The 16,134-nt window shown below is 44.8% G+C and carries 16 protein-coding genes and 1 pseudogene; 1 reads left to right on the top strand and 16 read right to left on the bottom strand.

Annotated elements, in window-relative coordinates:
* Window positions 1-468 precede the first annotated feature (468 nt).
* Window positions 469-663: a hypothetical protein gene (locus LBCZ_RS03585; RefSeq protein ID WP_025013782.1), complete on the top strand. Its 195-nt coding sequence runs from the start codon at window positions 469-471 to the stop codon at window positions 661-663.
* Between the two features lie 473 nt (window positions 664-1,136).
* Here the strand turns inward: LBCZ_RS03585 and LBCZ_RS03575 are convergent, their stop codons facing one another.
* The 16 genes and pseudogenes from LBCZ_RS03575 to LBCZ_RS03505 all read right to left on the bottom strand — a co-directional run bounded on the left by LBCZ_RS03575 (window position 1,137) and on the right by LBCZ_RS03505 (window position 16,134).
* Window positions 1,137-2,435, bottom strand: a complete 1,299-nt coding sequence (locus LBCZ_RS03575) for a LysM peptidoglycan-binding domain-containing protein (RefSeq protein WP_025014034.1) — start codon at window positions 2,433-2,435, stop codon at window positions 1,137-1,139.
* 253 nt (window positions 2,436-2,688) lie between these two features.
* A pseudogene (locus LBCZ_RS16315) lies at window positions 2,689-3,024 on the bottom strand (phage holin); the annotation flags it as partial.
* A complete protein-coding gene (locus LBCZ_RS03565) occupies window positions 3,021-3,227 on the bottom strand; it encodes a hypothetical protein (protein WP_016369922.1) in 207 nt (68 codons plus the stop codon). The gene LBCZ_RS03565 and the pseudogene LBCZ_RS16315, both read right to left, overlap by 4 nt.
* Window positions 3,196-3,594 (bottom strand): hypothetical protein, encoded by a 399-nt coding sequence (locus LBCZ_RS03560; RefSeq protein ID WP_025014054.1) that lies wholly within the window; start codon window positions 3,592-3,594, stop codon window positions 3,196-3,198. Before LBCZ_RS03560 ends, LBCZ_RS03565 begins: the two co-directional genes overlap by 32 nt.
* A 48-nt stretch (window positions 3,595-3,642) precedes the next feature.
* Complete coding sequence (locus LBCZ_RS14665) at window positions 3,643-3,768, bottom strand: XkdX family protein (RefSeq protein WP_003564877.1); 126 nt, start codon at window positions 3,766-3,768, stop codon at window positions 3,643-3,645.
* Window positions 3,765-4,094 (bottom strand): hypothetical protein, encoded by a 330-nt coding sequence (locus LBCZ_RS03555; protein ID WP_039638757.1) that lies wholly within the window; start codon window positions 4,092-4,094, stop codon window positions 3,765-3,767. Before LBCZ_RS03555 ends, LBCZ_RS14665 begins: the two co-directional genes overlap by 4 nt.
* A 1-nt stretch (window position 4,095) precedes the next feature.
* The gene (locus tag LBCZ_RS03550) at window positions 4,096-6,516 is read right to left on the bottom strand and encodes a phage tail protein (RefSeq protein WP_041084712.1); all 2,421 of its coding nucleotides are present in this window, start codon (window positions 6,514-6,516) and stop codon (window positions 4,096-4,098) included.
* A 235-nt stretch (window positions 6,517-6,751) separates the two neighbouring features.
* Complete coding sequence (locus tag LBCZ_RS03545) at window positions 6,752-7,630, bottom strand: IS3 family transposase (protein ID WP_019875241.1); 879 nt, start codon at window positions 7,628-7,630, stop codon at window positions 6,752-6,754.
* Window positions 7,631-7,647: 17 nt separating this feature from the next.
* Window positions 7,648-7,899: an IS3 family transposase gene (locus LBCZ_RS03540; protein WP_015975056.1), complete on the bottom strand. Its 252-nt coding sequence runs from the start codon at window positions 7,897-7,899 to the stop codon at window positions 7,648-7,650.
* Between the two features lie 67 nt (window positions 7,900-7,966).
* Complete coding sequence (locus tag LBCZ_RS03535) at window positions 7,967-9,949, bottom strand: distal tail protein Dit (RefSeq protein ID WP_039639467.1); 1,983 nt, start codon at window positions 9,947-9,949, stop codon at window positions 7,967-7,969.
* Window positions 9,950-13,954 carry a tape measure protein gene (locus LBCZ_RS03530; RefSeq protein ID WP_164476283.1) on the bottom strand — a complete coding sequence of 1,335 codons (4,005 nt, stop codon included), beginning with the start codon at window positions 13,952-13,954 and terminating at the stop codon, window positions 9,950-9,952. It abuts the gene before it with no gap.
* Between the two features lie 29 nt (window positions 13,955-13,983).
* Window positions 13,984-14,214, bottom strand: coding sequence for a hypothetical protein (locus LBCZ_RS03525; RefSeq protein ID WP_025014019.1), 231 nt, complete (start codon window positions 14,212-14,214; stop codon window positions 13,984-13,986).
* Complete coding sequence (locus LBCZ_RS03520; protein WP_039639471.1) at window positions 14,192-14,542, bottom strand: phage tail tube assembly chaperone; 351 nt, start codon at window positions 14,540-14,542, stop codon at window positions 14,192-14,194. The genes LBCZ_RS03525 and LBCZ_RS03520 overlap by 23 nt, the downstream gene beginning before the upstream one ends.
* A gap of 157 nt (window positions 14,543-14,699) precedes the next feature.
* Window positions 14,700-15,335: a phage tail protein gene (locus LBCZ_RS03515; RefSeq protein WP_039639473.1), complete on the bottom strand. Its 636-nt coding sequence runs from the start codon at window positions 15,333-15,335 to the stop codon at window positions 14,700-14,702.
* A gap of 11 nt (window positions 15,336-15,346) precedes the next feature.
* The gene (locus LBCZ_RS03510) at window positions 15,347-15,718 is read right to left on the bottom strand and encodes a DUF806 family protein (RefSeq protein WP_025014015.1); all 372 of its coding nucleotides are present in this window, start codon (window positions 15,716-15,718) and stop codon (window positions 15,347-15,349) included.
* A complete protein-coding gene (locus LBCZ_RS03505) occupies window positions 15,715-16,134 on the bottom strand; it encodes an HK97-gp10 family putative phage morphogenesis protein (protein ID WP_015975050.1) in 420 nt (139 codons plus the stop codon). The genes LBCZ_RS03510 and LBCZ_RS03505 overlap by 4 nt, the downstream gene beginning before the upstream one ends.

Genomic DNA, 16,134 nt, shown 5'->3' with positions numbered 1-16,134 from the left:
AACTTGCCACTTTAAAAAACTTTATCTATTCAGTATTGAAACAGTCCAGCTCACGCCGAAATCTCTTCAAATCAGCCTACCAAGCCAGTTGGACACACGTAGAGATCGATCGATTCCGAAGAGTCGATTTTTGGCGTCATTATTGATATGATCAATAGAAGGCGACAAGTTATGGAAAAGCAACAGCGACAGGCCTCAAGATGTGTGCTGCAAAAGACAGCGCGTCTCACATGCACTCAGAAAACCTGGTGACACAAAAAACACTAACCTGAGCTTGTCCATCACATCTACAGAAGGTACCTGTTAATTAGATGACATTGAAAAAGCCTGAGGCCGCATTCACACGTCCACAGTGATGAATGACTAACGCTGCCATACACTTATTTATGACTGCTTGGCATTCCTCTTTTCAAAACAGAACCAAAATATTGAGCAGTCAATTTCCACGCAGAAATGGAGGAAATCAAAATGGATATCGTTATTGTTATCGGTGGTGCGCTATTTGTCTTAGGCATGTTGATCGCAGCCGTAAACACGCGCATTGATTATGGATTCTTCACCCACTATCGAAGTGTCAACCGCGGCGTTAATCTGATCGCGATACTGCTCATCATCATCGGTTTAGGGATCGTCATTCTTAAATTCATGGCAAATGGACAGTAAGCCTGTCTCAGACCCAATAAATCGGAAAATAAAGCCCAAAGTTCCTTATGCGCACCGAAAAGTACCACTCAGACCACACCATGAGCCTATTCACCAGAAAAAGCTGGCGGCAAATGACAAAAATCAAACACCGAACAGTAAATTCGAAAACGGTTCATGAATGAAAGATGATCGGCATTTGGCACAGAAATTACCAGATAGCCGATCATTTTTTCTTTAGACCCCTCACCTATTTCAAGGTACAAAAAAAGCCCCACTATAGGGGCAAAGATACCGGTGATCGGGGTATCACTGAATGTATACGTGCTGATATGATTGCGTTTATGACAAAAAGTGGTTCGATGTGGTTCGATGCTTCAAACGACAGCGACCAACAACACATCTCTATATAATTGGTAGAAATACGTTTTAAGAGTTCAGAAATATGGGCACAAAAATAAGCCTCCCGCCATTGCTGGTAGGAGGCATTTTTGTTACCTGATGTATAGACTTTCGCCCGGGTAGATCAGGCTGTAGATTGACTTGCCGTTGTTGGCTGCCAGTGTGTACATGCTGATTCCGTACTTGCTGGCAATGCTCCAGAAGCTGTCACCAGAGCGGACTGTGTAGTACGTGTGACTTGATACGGACACTGAGTAGCCACCAGAGACACGCAATACATCGCCTGGGTGAATCACACTGTAGATTGACTTGCCGTTGGTAGAGGCCAAAGTATACATGCTCATGCCATACTTGTAAGCAATCGACCACCAGCTGTCACCAAACTGAACCGTGTAGGTAGAGCCAGAGCTTACTGACGGCACACTGGTCGTTGTCAGCAACTCAACATTGCTACGATTGATCCAGCTCATGATGCCACCAAGCAATACGTTAGATCCAGATACTTGCTGCACGGTGTACGTCTTGCCCTGAACCCAGCTAGGCATTGCGACACCGTTCGCCCAACGGGTTGTGCCGAAGTTTACCTTAACACTATCGCCAACTTTGATCTGGCTAAGCGTGGTGTTATTAGCTTGCTGGCCTGCGTTGGTTGCCGGTGTATCGGTTGATGGCTTGACGTAGGTCTTGCCGCTGTCAGTTGTCGTGCTACCGTTGTAACCCGAGTCAGTAATGCCTGTCAGGTCGACGTTCCCGTCTAGTCCACCAGCGCGATAAGTCGAGGTGAATTGAAAAATTCCAACGTTCTCGAAGCTCGGGAAGTAGTTGTAATTCGGTGAGGTGGTGACATTGTTGTCTGGATACTCAGCGAGCCACAACTGGTAGCGGGAGGCAATCTGAGATAGGTTGACGTGATTTACCAGAAAGTTCTTATACCCGTACAGCATTGGCGTATATCCAGCGCTACGGATATAATCAAGTGCCCACAGCAGTATAGCAGTGTTGCCTGAACCACTTTCATAGTCGAGCGCAACGATCGAGCCTTTTGGTGTCTGAACCTTCGGCAAGAAGTAGTCAAGCACTTGCTTGGCCAAGTTCGTATCGTTGATATTCTGCCACCAAATGTAGGTGTGTGCTCGCTTACCCGCGGCAATCAGTGAAGCAACTTGCGTATTGTATGTGCTCTGGTTATACAAGCCATTACTGCCGTAACCACCAATCTGAGAAATTCCGAACTTGTCGCTGGAATAGCCGAACACACCGTTAGCATATTGGTATCGGCTCCAGTCGACACCCTGATCTCCCTTGGCCGCATTCACCTGCGATGGCAGGGCAAAAGAAATAGCCGCCAAGAAGGCGACTACCAAAGTGATTAGTTTAGTTTTAAATTTCATGGTGCCCTCCTTATTGTTGTGGAGCAACAGATGATGGTGCTGCCTGAGTAGCCGATTCTCCATAGCTAGGGCCAACCAGCTTTGTCCACTGGTATTTGCTTGGATCATTGCTATCTTCTTGGTCATAGCTGAAGTATGCACCCATATATGATTTTCCAAGGGGATCATTTGTAGAGAAGTCTACTGTGCCGTCAGCGCTGTTGGCATAAGCAACATGGGGATAATATTGCAAATTCGTTACTTGAATGCCTTCTCTTTTCGGATAGGTTTCTGCTAGGCTGTCTTTCAAATCCGCATAAGCTTTCTCAACCGCGTTGGCAATCGTCTGCTCGTCTGTGCTGGTGAAGCCAAGCGACTTCAAACCATCTTTAACCGCTTGAATGGCAGTCGATTTCTTAACCGCACCGTCAATCGCCTGTGTCACACCGAGCTGTTCTGCTGCTGTTACCGCAGCGTTTGCCAATGGGCCTAGTACCTTTACCAAGGTGAGTGCCTGTTTGTTAGCCAGCAATTGTTTTGAGATCCAAGCCCCAATGATTGGGATTGCTGCTACTGCGAGTGATACTAAAAGTTCTGTCCAATTATTCATGATTTGTTTTCCTTCCTGAGACGCTCATTCTCACGTCTCAAACGGTCATTGTCTGCGCGTAATCTGTCATTCATATCCTCAAGCTCATCATGCCTGTTTTTTCGTTTACCCTCGCGGTAGGTCATGAAGGCAATAACGGCCGATGCTATACCGGCAAGATATGGGGCAAAATCAACAATTGCTTTGGTTATCGCTGCTGTCACGGCTGTCACTCCTTCGCGCCAGAATCAGCACGAAGGCTGTTATGATCGCATTGCTGATCCAACTTGTGTAGATTCCAGTTGAGATCGAGGTCAGCAATTGCAGTATTGTCAAGAATGACATTAAAAAGCTGGTAGTCGTAAGCAACAGACGATTGATTACTGCCAACTGTGTTTCCCATAGAACCCAACCCCAAATCCCGAGCCCATCAATAACAAACAAAAACCCCACAATGTCATCGTTTAACCAGTCAGTGTAATGTGGGGGCCAGATGAAATAATGGTCATTGATGATTAGAAACAAGCCAATGGCAACTATGCCAATGGCGAGTACTGTATGCATCGGGTGATCTCTAATTTTATTTAACATTGTCATCACTTCCTTCCACAAAAATAGCCGCTAGCTTTTGCTGGCGACTTACTTAACAAGCTCATCCACTTCCGCTTGGCTAATCCAACCAACACTCACGAACAACGATAAGTCATCCTTGTTGTAGATCCCTTGCTGATAGTAGCTGATAATCAATGGTGTATATGCGCTCACAACTTTGCCTCCTTGGTTAACGTTGCCACCTGCTTTATCAAAGCTGCGTTTGACACAGTTAGACTAGCAATCGTCTTCATAGTTTCAGCATTTGCTAAGTCAGAGGGGGACGGTTGTGGCAATGGATGATCATTAGCCGGATCGTAACCCTCATCGGCAACGATTTTGCCGTCTACAAGAGATGCGTGACCCTCAAAAAACTGAGACACGTCATCTGCTTCTATGATTTGTTGACCGTCCTCTGTTGGGCCTACCTTGGCATCTTCCGCTTGATAGGCCCAGTTTGTCAGTCTGTTTTGTTTATTCAGCCAAATCTTAATTTTCATCTTATATCACCACCGCATCATCAATCGGATAATCGTCTCGAGTGACAAAGTTTACGCTTCCATAATAGGAGCCTTGCCCACGCCATGGAATGATGTAAAATCCCCCTGCCGAAGCATACAATTGACAGGCCGCCCCTGTATATGACATGCTCCCAAGTAGCCTTGCTGCATCGTCATTGTTAAATGGTTTGTACCCCGATCGAATGTCGGCAATTCTGACCCATCCATTGCCAGTTTTCATTTCAAAAGCAATCCCAATGGTAACGTTAGGGCCTTGCCTCGAATATCCAAGTCTCATGTTTTTAACATCATTGGTTTCAAGTCCGCTGTCAATGTGTTGATAGTAGACAGCATCCGAAGCGTTGAAAGCCGATGTCAGCTTAACGTTCGTTCCATGCGGGGCATACGTGGAAGACAACACCATGCTGCCGCCCTGAGCGCTGAACGAACTGAATACTTGACCATCATATATATATTGCGAAATGAAGCCCAATTGGTTAGTCTCATTGTGATACGCTGCCTTGTCGTTACCGTCCATCTTGGCATCTGTAACAATGGTTCCATCGCCAATGACGGTTTTCCCACTGACTGTATTGGCAAATCCGGCAGGCTTGAAACCCTTAAAAGACGAGATAAAAGTAGAACCGTTAAAAGTTACCCCATTGAAAGTCATACCATTAAAAGTTTCGGCATTTAACGCTGCCGCGGCAATTGGCTTTGTGTCCCACCCGTTTGTGGTATCAAAAATAGCAAAAGCGGAAACATTGCCGTCCTCATCAGTTAGCCAGTGCTGGTCGCCGGCCTTTGGCTTATCAGGATAACTCGGGCCAACCGTCACAACTGGAACATTGTCACTACCGTCTTTACCATCGCGCCCATCGGCGCCTTTAAATAATGCCCACAAGTAGCGTGTCGGGTCGGTACTGTCAGCTTGATTTTCGTCAACGTACTGCCCGAAGTAAGATCTGCCGCTAGCGTCTGTTACTGAAAAATCAGTTTTACCATCGATGCTATTAGCATACGCAGTATGAAGATAGCTGCTGGTACCGTCGGCACCTTTAGGCCCCGGTTTACCGTTAGCACCATCCGCTCCCTTAATCAGTGCCCACTTGCCAGCATAATCGGCCGGATTGTCACTCGGGACTGACGACTTGTTCGACCAAACGATTGCCATATACTTCTTACCAGTTGGGAAGGCACTCATATTTGTTCCTTGATCATCATCGGCATAACGAAGCCAAGGATAGTATTGAACGGTTTTAGGGATATTTTCAATCTTAACTGCCATATCCTTAAGCGCTGAATACAAATTAGGCTGCTCATTTGCGTAATCTCCTAAAGTGAGCTTGGTATAATGACCAGCGCGGCTGCGTTCAACCGACAACACTTTCGCAGAAAGAAATAGATTCTGGTTCTCGTCAACAATGTGTACCGTTTGATTCAATGGCACATAGGGCGCATTTGCCAAATCAACTTCATAGTTGACATTTGGATGGTTATACTTTTTCAGGTCTGCTAGGGCTGCTTGTAATAACGTGGCCTGAGTAGTCGAATCAAATGTTTTGACCCGATTCCAATCAGATTGTGTTGGGTTAGGGTTGTTGTTGCTTAACAAACGTGAATATTTCTGCACAGCAATGGCATCGTGCAAGAATCCGTACTGGTCAAGTACAAATTGTCCGGTTGGATCAGTCCAACTATACCCAATCAAATTAATTGGATCGTTTGAACCATCAGGTGTAGCACCATAGGCCTTCACCGAGGTTTCCATGTCGTATATATCAACTGTCTTTACGATATTGTTGATGTCTTTGTTCATCTCAAAGGAAATCAAGCTGTCGGAAGTTTCCTCATGTCTGATATTGATAACACGTTTTACGGCAGTCGTACCTACAAAAACAAAGCCAAAGCTAAGCACTGCATCAAAATCTTTTGCGACTGATTTAATGCGGCTAAGTGCAGTGTCTTCATCTGTCCATGTAAGTGTTCTGACGTCTGTAGGAAATTCATTAATACCGATCTCCCAGCCAGAATCATTTGTAAACCTGAGGATGTAATCAGCGATAGTATAGGCTTTGTCAGCGGCATAGGCGCCCACCACTTCATTCATCAGATCATTGCCTGCATCCGTACAAACGACTGTATGAATATGCGCTAATGTATCGTGAGTAACACTGGCAATGACCATTTGATGCCCATTGCCTTCTTCATCTTGATATAAGACAAAATTGTTTTCAGCCGCCATTTCATCAATGGCCTGCTCTTGCTCAGTTTTAAATGGAATCGTCAAGGTCAAGGCAATGGAAGGCCTATCATCAGTTGCTTTTACTTCACTATCAGCGCTAACCAGCCATTCGCCTTTTCCAGTTGTACGTGCAACACCCATGATGTTGAATTTTCGGTCTGAGAAATAGTATTCCACTTATAACCACGCCTCCTTCAAATCAACTTCACACGCAAATGGTTGTGCCCAGCTTGATGGCATGAGCTGAATGATGGTATCTCCGGGTGGCAAAAGAAACTTGTCCCACTGGTTGGATTGAAGTCAATATTTGAGACAGATTTTAAGAGACATTCAGAACCGCGTTTACCTTCCACAGCTCAAATAAATCATTAATTGCGATTAATAACTTATTTGAACCCTGGAAAGCATTAAGTCAGGCGGCCATTTGGCTCGTAAGTGTTGCAATTTCAACTTGTAAGGGGGTCTGGTAGCCCAGTGAACTATGAATTCTCTTCCTATTGTAGAAAGCATGCACATATTCAAAAAGGACGGCAGCGGCAGTTTCATAATCTTCAAAGACCGGCACTGGATAAACACATTCCTTTTTGAGGGAAGCGTGAAAGGATTCCATTGGCGCATTATCATACGGACAACCCTTACGGCTGTATGAGTGGCGGATATGTAGCTCAGTTAAACGTTGATTGTAATCATCGCTGGTATACTGTGATCCTAAATCCGTATGGATAATCAGGTCCCCAGTAATGGTTCGATTTTTAACCGCGCTTTCAAGGGTCTTTAAGACTAAATCAGTATCCATCTTTTTTGAGAACGAATAGCCGATAATCCGTCGTGAGTGCAGGTCCATGATGGTTGATAAGTAACACCAGCCATTACGCTTCGTTTGAATATAGGTCATATCAGCGGTCCATTTTTGATTTAAACCAGTGGTCGAGAAATCCTGCTTAAGCAAGTTGGGACGCTGTTCAACCTTGGTTTTGGAAGCCGAAGCCGCTTTCCACTTATTGACGGTAACGGAGTGGATATCCAGTTCCTTCATGAGCCGGGAAATCCGTCGTGGACTGCACCGAAGCTGCAGTGGTTGAAGTTCCAGATTCAATTCATGGTGGATCTTCATAACACCGTATCGCTGCTTAAATTCCGCAAAGATCCGCAGAATCCGTTGTTTCAAGCCCGCATCTTCGGCCCGGCGTTTTGAAGGTTTGGGGGATCGATAACGATAATACTGAGCTCTGGAAACACCGAGGATTCGGCACATCTTGGTTACCTGGTGGTGATGGCTTTCTTGGTGAATGTAATCAAAGATATTGGTTACTTCTGCGCAAGAAAGCCTAGGGCTTTTTTTAGGATTTCGTTCTCCTCAGACAGCGAAGCCAGTCGCTTTTCCATCGCTTTGATTTCGTCTGGCGATTTACCGGATTGAGTTTTGGCCTGGCCCTGGATCCACTTATGAACTGTTGAATAGCCAATGCCATATTCTCTGGCCATTTGGGCAGCTGATTCGCCTTGCTTATATAGGTTGATAATGTTTTGTTTGAATTCTTTGTCGTAACGACTTGTCATGTAAAAATTCCTTCCTTTTGAGAGACGATTTATTCATTATACCCTCTCTTAAAAGTTGTCTCAGGAATCAGCTTACATCCAGGTTGCCTAATGTATGCAAAGTGCGATCTTCACTGCCATTGAAATAAGTTTTGGTATTAGCCACATCGACCGTAATTACATCGCCATTGCTGAAGCGATTCTTAATATCTGTATACCAACTGACGTTCTGCCATTTAACGATAGATGCAATTAGATACATAGTCGACTCGCCCCATGTCTTGTCTCGCATAAACCATGCTGAAAATTGCTTAGTCTCGACACTAGCAGCGTCCGCAAAAGTGAATTGACGGGTAATAGTCGTCTCTCGTCCTCGATTGCCAACCCATGGTGACACTCTGAAAACAACCGAATTACCAAATTTCTGCAATTCCAGCTGAATGAATTTGTCGTTAGTGAAGATATTGCGATCCAACTGTTCATAGACGACTAGCTGATTTTTGTAGTAACATATCCACCATATTTGGTCAGACAGTGAACTATTGTCTTTCAGCATCATCTGAAAGATTGGCTTGCCGTCACTTTCTAAGGTTGTTTCGAGTGTACCAACCTCATAGGCATTAGTTTGAAAACGTGCCATGACATCCCAAGTCAGATTGCTCTTAAAGTTACCGTTATGTGTCTGAGCAAGGTTGTGTTTGATTGAAGGACCATTCCAATACTTGTGGGCGCCAGTAATACTGGGCCAATTAGGCTCAACCTTCCAGCCATCGAACCTGTCCTCTGTCCAAATCGCATTGCCAATCTGTTCATTCGGCGTAGCTGGATTGTCTCCCCAGTAAAGATTATTGGAAGCTGCTTGATTATCCATGTGCGATCCTTGAACGGCTGCCAAATTCAAGGCCACTTCACTTTCTTCGCTGGTATAGCCATCAATTTCTTCGGGGTTGCCAAATTGAAGAACGCCACCCTGACTATTGGCAAATCCTAGAAAGCCGTTATCAGCATGCATAGTTGCCGTAATAACTGGCTCGACAGGATAAGTACCGCCATTGTGAACCGTGATGGTGTTGGTATAGTATTCAGGATCCGCTGGGTTAGGTGACCACGGAGAAACGGTGGGTTCTTGTGCTAGCTTTACATTGTCAATACATACCCATCCTGCGCTTGCCGATGTTTTAGTAAAGCCAAAGCGCAAAGTGGTTACAGTTACGTCTCTGTCCGCCGTCCACGTTTTTACAAAACGATGCCACGTTGTCTGACCTCCTGAAGCATCCCGTGCGTCATGCCCCATTGACAATTCAGTAAGTGGATCTGGTTCGGTTGTCAGCAAATAGTCAGACGCTTGCCCAACTGCTGATCCAGCAGTTGCGTAGTAGTAGCTATAAGTCCATGTTTCGCCTTTCTTAATGTAAACTGGTTCGGATAAAGGAATTTGGACGTACTGATCTGGAATAGTTGATGAATCAGTACTCCAGTTTGCAATTTCAAGCATATAATTTCCAAATGGCGTTGGGAATGAAGGAGCTTGTCCGATTACTTGTAACATTCTATCATTTGTGTCTTTACCGTCACCCCAAACATGGTTTGCTGGGGTTTTTCCTGATTCAAAACCAGAGTCGACCAGCATGTTTACTGGCAAGTCATTGTATGGCATATTGTCAAACGTCTTCGTGGCTACCGAGTGCGCAATGCCACCATCTGGACAGATGAAGCTGATTGAGATTGTTCCTGATCGAAAGCCTTCGGTGAAGGTAGGCTGACTGTCTACGATGGCAAGATAATATTTATCTGGCTCATCCCCAAAGATTAGCTGCTGGGGTTCGTCCGCATCAATAGCAGCGGCAAAAGAACGTCTTAGTGGCACCAAATTGTCATTCATAACGATCCCAGTTACCACAATTGTCTTGACGTCCCGTGACATGTATTTCAACATCTGACCATCGCTGATGCCGACCTTTTGCATTGTGTTGATGTGATTAGTTCCTACATCACGTTTGACCATCTGTACATACATCCATTGGGTAATATCTACTCCGGCGTATGTGATGGTCATGCCTGCTTGTTTCAATTAAACGGTTCCTCCTTTCCAATAAGCATTGAACCTGTCTTTTCTGTCGTTGTACTGCTTAACTTTTGGCGCAACTTTTGGATAAAACTGGTCGTCCCCAACTTGCAGAACGAAGCTGAGTTTCGTGAGAAGATCGGCAATATTGTCCAACTTCTTTCCTAAATCATCTGTACCGCTGCTTTCACTTTCAGCAACCGCACCATTACCCAAGCCGTGATTGATGTTGGTAACAGCCTGTCCCAATAGTTGCCAAGCACGGCTTGTTTTAGTTAACGGTAGAATTGTTTCTGGACCATCTTCGCCAACAAGCGCATGGATTGGCTGTGTGATCAAGCCACCATTGGCGTAACCTTCAGGGCCACTGACACGAGCAAAAGCAGAACTTCCAGAGCCGTAGATGGCCTTCATGTAGTGAATACCAGCAAGTAGATCGTCATAGCCGTTATAGACATCGTTGTGGCCGGGGAACTTATACGCATTGAACGTTGGCCCAATGGTTTGTACAAGCCCCATTGAAGGTATGCCGGCTTTAGCGTTGCTATCCCACAAGTTTATTGCCTTAGGATTACCATTGGATTCACGCTGGATAACTCGCATCCATGCAGCAACTTGATAATCACTAGCATCAAAACCATTGGCCTTTAAAGCTTGAATAACGTATGGGCGCCAACGTTGCACGCCTGATCCACCGGGGTTAGCGCCTAGTGTGTCTTGCAACTTTGCTAGTTCTTTTTTAAACCAATCAACAACACTGCCTGTCAATTTGTTAATAACACCACTGGCTAAGTTGCTAAACATTTCAACACCGCCTGAAATGCCGCTAATACTTGACTTGATTAAATCGGTTACTTTCCCAACTGGGTTAGCAAGCCAATCACCAACGGCCTCCAACTTGTCCCAAGCACCAGAAAAGAATTTGCCAACACCGCCAATTACACCACCTAAGTCATAGTGTTCAACGCCAGCCATCTTCATGATGGCTTTGGTTTCTTTCCCATTGAAGACACGAGTGCCTTCTGGCAATAGTCCTGTGGCATTACGCTGTTGACTCATACCGAGTTGCCCATTTGGTAGCTGATAAAGTTCTTTCCAATCAGGTCCAGCACCATCGTTGACCATGACAAGGTGCATCTTTTGGGTGACAATACCACCATTGGCAAAGTGAACATGAGATAGTTTTCTCAGGGCGTCTTTGCCAGTGAACTTTTCCCAAACCCAGTTGATGCCGCCGATAGCACCGTTAATAACGTTGATAACAGCATTCATGCCATTCTCTGCATCATTTTTAATGCCATCCCATATGCTGCCGAAGTAAGACTTGATCCCTGACCACATGGAACGCCATCCGGAATCTATTTTGCTGTTGCCGTCACTAATCCAACCGCGGACTGTTGACATTCCACTTTGAGCATTTTTACCAACATTTCCCCAAAATCCGTTCCAGTTTTCCGAAGTGCTCGACCAGAAGCTATCCCAGCCTTTGTGGATACTGTCATTGCCACTATCAATCCGTGATTTTGTATCATTCATACCGTTTTTGGCATTTTTTAAAGTATCTGACCAAAAGTTGTTCCAGCCATTGCTTGCATTACTCCAAAAACTATCCCAATCTTTCTTTATCTGCTTATTAGCTGCATCTTGCTGTTTTTGCTGTTGCTGTTGTGCACTAGAATTTTTCTTGTTTACATCATTCCAAAATCCATTCCAGCCCTTGCCAACATCGTTCCAAAATCCATTCCAATCTTTTTGCGCCTGCTTATTAGCAGCATCCTGTTGCTTCTGCTGCTGCTTTTGTGCGCTAGAATTCCTCTTGTTTACATCATTCCAAAAGCTAGTCCAGCCTTTACCAACATCGTTCCAAAATCCATTCCATTCTTTCTGCGCCTGCTTATCAGCTGCTTCTTGCTGTTTCTGCTGCTTTTTTTGCGCAGCATCAGTGGATTTGCTAATGCCGTTCCAAAATCTATTCCAGCCCTTACCGACCGATGACCAAAAGTTGTTCCAGCCCTTGACAATCTGGCCAATCCATTTCTGCATGCCCTTCCACATGTTTTGAACAGACTTGACGATGCCATCGACAAATGCTTTAAACTTTTTGTTGTGCTGGTATAAAGCAATAAGCGCTGCACCCACGGCAATGATTGCACCAGCCAGCAGAATGTACGGATTGGCAGCCATCACGAAGTTGAGTGCTTTTTGAGCCGTCGTCATTAGCTTTACAGCAGCATAGACTCCCAAAAGTGCCTTAGCAACAAATTCAATCCCGCTTTTGTTTTTAGCTATGTTTCTCAAAAACGAGTTCATTGATTTTAGTGGGTCACTTGCTTTTTTTGCATTATCACTAACAAGCCCCATACTCTTAGCAATCCCAGATATGACTCCAGAAATTGTATGCCACACAGCACTGGCAAAAATCTTCACAATGGTACCTAAGCTGGTGATAATGCCGCCAATATCTTTTTGATGTTGAGCCACATAATTCAATAAGTTGCTAGCTTGTTGCGCTACACCGGCCATGGCTTTCCCCAATGAAGTAAACAAGGAAGTCACTGCGGACGACTTTAAAACATTAACAATGCTGTTAATACCAGTGCTTTGAACTGATACCAAAGGTTTAGCAAGTGTTGCTTCAACTCCCTGCCAAGCGCCCTTTAATCTTTGCGTAGCACCCTCGGCAGTATTACCAAAGTCATTAAAAGTAGACTTGCTGTCCTTGCTGATTTTTACGATCAAATCCTGCAGTTTCTTACTGCTGATTTGACCGCTTGCTACCATGGAGTTAAAGGCCGTTTCAGATACGCCACCGGCCTTAGCCAATGCACTTCCAAGACCAGGCGCAGCATTTTCCATACGTGTTAGAACACCAGTAGTAAGCTTCCCATTGTTAAATGCACGCTGCAAGGACTTAGCAAATGTACTTGCACCGTCACCAGAAAGCCTTAGCTTGTCTGCAAGTGTGGCTACGCCTAGTGTCAAAGCCTTAGTTTTGTCAACATTACCTGTCATGCCATAAAAGCGCTTTTGCAAAACAGATACTTGATCTGCTGACAAGTTAGTCTCAGACTTCAAGTCACGCATTTGACCAACTAGTTGTTCTGCACCCTTGCCGCTGACGCCTAAAGTTTTCCATACTCGTGTTGCTTGTTCTCCAGCTTCAGCTAATTGAATGCCTTGCGTTATGGTCGATTTAATAGTGCCACTAAATTCTGACCAACCATTACTTATTGTTTGTCCAATTGCAGTAGCGCTAACCATTTTCTTGAAACTTAATTTTGTCTTGTCAGCTTCACTCTTCGTGCCTGCAATGTGGCTCTTGATTCGATCAAAAATAGACGGATTAGCCTTGTCCATTTCAGCTTGCAAGCCGGTCATTGATGACTTAGCTTTGGCTAAACTGGTTGCTGTCTCGTCAACACGTGTCTTCTGCGTTCGCCAAGCGTCTGAATCCTTGCCACTAGCCGCCGCAATCTTATCCAACTCAGCAGATTGCTTGGCCAATTGTTCGTTAAGGTTGACAATGGAGGACTTATAACCCTCCATCTTTGCCTTATTGGCTTCTTGCTGATTGCCTTCAGCCTCTAGGCGAGTCACATAGGCTTGATTGGCGCGTGCAGCAGCTGTGTACTCTTGCTGTAGGCCAGCCAAACCGGACTTTTGATAGTCCATTGCTTGCTTAGCGCGGTCTTGCTGAGCTTGCATACTGGCCAGTTGCTTAGTGGCACCATCAATTTGCTGTTGATACTTCAAGAACTGTTGAGCAACATCGGCAGTGTTGCCCTTGAGTTCGCTTTGCTTAGCTTTGAGAGCGTCAATCTTAGACTGCTGTGCTTCAATAGACTTACCCAAGCCGTCATATTTAGCCTGAGCAGCGCCAACTGCATCACCAGCAGATTTCATCTCCGCTTCTTGAGCTTTCCAAGCATTTTGGCTCGAACGAACAACCGCTGTTAATGATTTGACGGATTCGCTTGCCGACAATAGATCAAGGGCAATCTTGGTACTCATTGTTGCGTTAATTTGTTGTGCCACTTTAATCACCCTTTCTCTTGGTATTGCTTCCACATAATTGCCGGATCAATTGGCCGGTCTTTCTTATCCTTGGCGGACATCATTTCCAGCATTTCAAAATAGTCGGCATCATCAAAATCCTGCATTGACCAGTGGAAATACATGACTGCTTGCTTTTTCATCAATCTAAAGTCTTGTAGCTGATTTTCAAGTTCATAAACTTTGACGGCTGGGTTAATCTTTGCTTTTGCTGGCATCCTGCTTCTTGGCAGCTAAGTCAATATCCTCATCACTCATGCCCATCATGCGTTCAAAAGTGTAATTAACCGCCTGAATAGTGTCGGCAAATTCTAGATCCCCAAGCTTGTCCGTTTCTTGCTTGTTCAGGTTTAAAACGGTGGTCAAGAAGTCGATTGAGTCATGCAACATATCGCGCTGCATCTTAATAATTTCTACTGGTTCCATATCGGCAACATCGTCTGCCTTGGCCATCAGTAACTGTAAGTCGTACATCTTTTCCATGTTGCGATTGGTTGTCTTAACTTCATGTACACGATTGCTAAGTTGACTAACTTTGATTTTCATTGGTAATACCATCCTTTGTATTTGATAAGGTCGCTGTGGTGAATCGGACACCACCAAGTTCACCAGAAAGCGACTTTTGAGCATAAAAAATAGTGCACGTTCGTGAGCCATTCATCAGTTGTTGCTATGAAACTGTGTCAGATTGCGTCTGTCAGCATTATTTAGCTGGAGTTGCAGTGGTACCAGATCCTGTTGAACTTGCCGGCAATACGTAGCCACCGAATACCTCTTTGTACATGTTGGCTTTGTCGAACTTAGGATCAAGATCACTGTAAATCTTGTACGGTTGGCTATTGAAGGCAATCGTGGAAAGAGCAGTGTAAGTTAAAGTGTCATCAGTACGCTGTTCAGCATTGTTATCAGTCTGGATGTTAGCTGCGGTTTCGGTCAAAATACCATCGCCAAAACCGTAATAAACAAAATGCTGTCGATCAATCGTTTGCGCCGTGATAAGCAAAGCCACATGTGCTTTCAGGTTTTCGTCAACATATCCGCCCTTGCCATCTGATACAAACCCCTTAATCTTTTGCTTAATTTGGAAGTTCAAATTATTAATGTCAATGGCCACCGAAGGCTCGCTCGTTGGCATTGTCACGTCTTGTACTTGATTGAATCCATAAATTTTGACAGGTGCGGCTGATAAGCCAGTGATGTTAGCAGTTTTACCGCCAAGATCTGCACGTCCAACCTGATAAACTCCGTCTGTCCCTAATCCGTTAGTTGCATCTGCAATAATCTTCTGGTTATTGTCAACTAACCCAAAAGCAATCCCATATAAACCTACTGTTGCCATTTGAATGCCTCCTAAATATTCTTTGTTCTACTGAAATAAAATGTGTTAAAAAGTTGCTGTGTGTCTGGGTCAAATGTTCGTTGTCTAACCGCGGCTACCTGCCAATGCTGATGAGTAAAAGCCTTCATCATGGCTATCTCAATGGCCTCGGTATCAGAATCGAGCAATTGCGCGTACCAAATCTGCAATTCAACTTCTTGATTTAGTGACCAAAAGTCATTATTACCAAAAGATGCTGGATCATCGGCGGAATCAGTGACAAGAACAACTGTTTTGTTCACATTGTCTAGCTCTGATTTTGGCAAGTTATTACCATAAATAGCGTCAATACCAGCAATATGTGCCTGATTCAGCACTGTTACTGCATCATCTACTGCACTCACTTGCTGTCACCGCCATTCGCTTTGGCAATCATTGCCTGATATTTCTCGGCTTCAGCGGCAAATACAGCATCTTTGGCATCGTCACGGGCATTATCAACAAAATGGTCAGCACGGATGTTCTTTGTCCCGTCATTTAAGAAGCGAGCAATGTGGGCTTTATTGTGGAACCCAACCGTTGAACTTCCATTATGGTCACCGTCAATATCTCCCGCAGCACTACTGATGTCCTCGCTCAAATGTCCATACTTACCGCCGTCTCCCTTAGTATTTGGGTGTTTTTCTTTGGTGGTCTCTGCTAGCTCCTTGGCGTAAACATCAGCACCAGCCTTGGTAATCTTCTCTTGGTCGGATACAGAAAGCTGTGCGGCCTTTGATACTTGCTTAAGCCATTGGCCAAGTGCTTCATCCATGTCCAC

It is taken from the genome of Lacticaseibacillus casei DSM 20011 = JCM 1134 = ATCC 393 (assembly GCF_000829055.1).
GTDB classification, from domain to species: Bacteria; Bacillota; Bacilli; order Lactobacillales; family Lactobacillaceae; genus Lacticaseibacillus; species Lacticaseibacillus casei.
The sequence above is the reverse complement of the archived record's forward strand: the minus strand, read 5'-3'. Positions and strand labels throughout refer to the sequence as shown.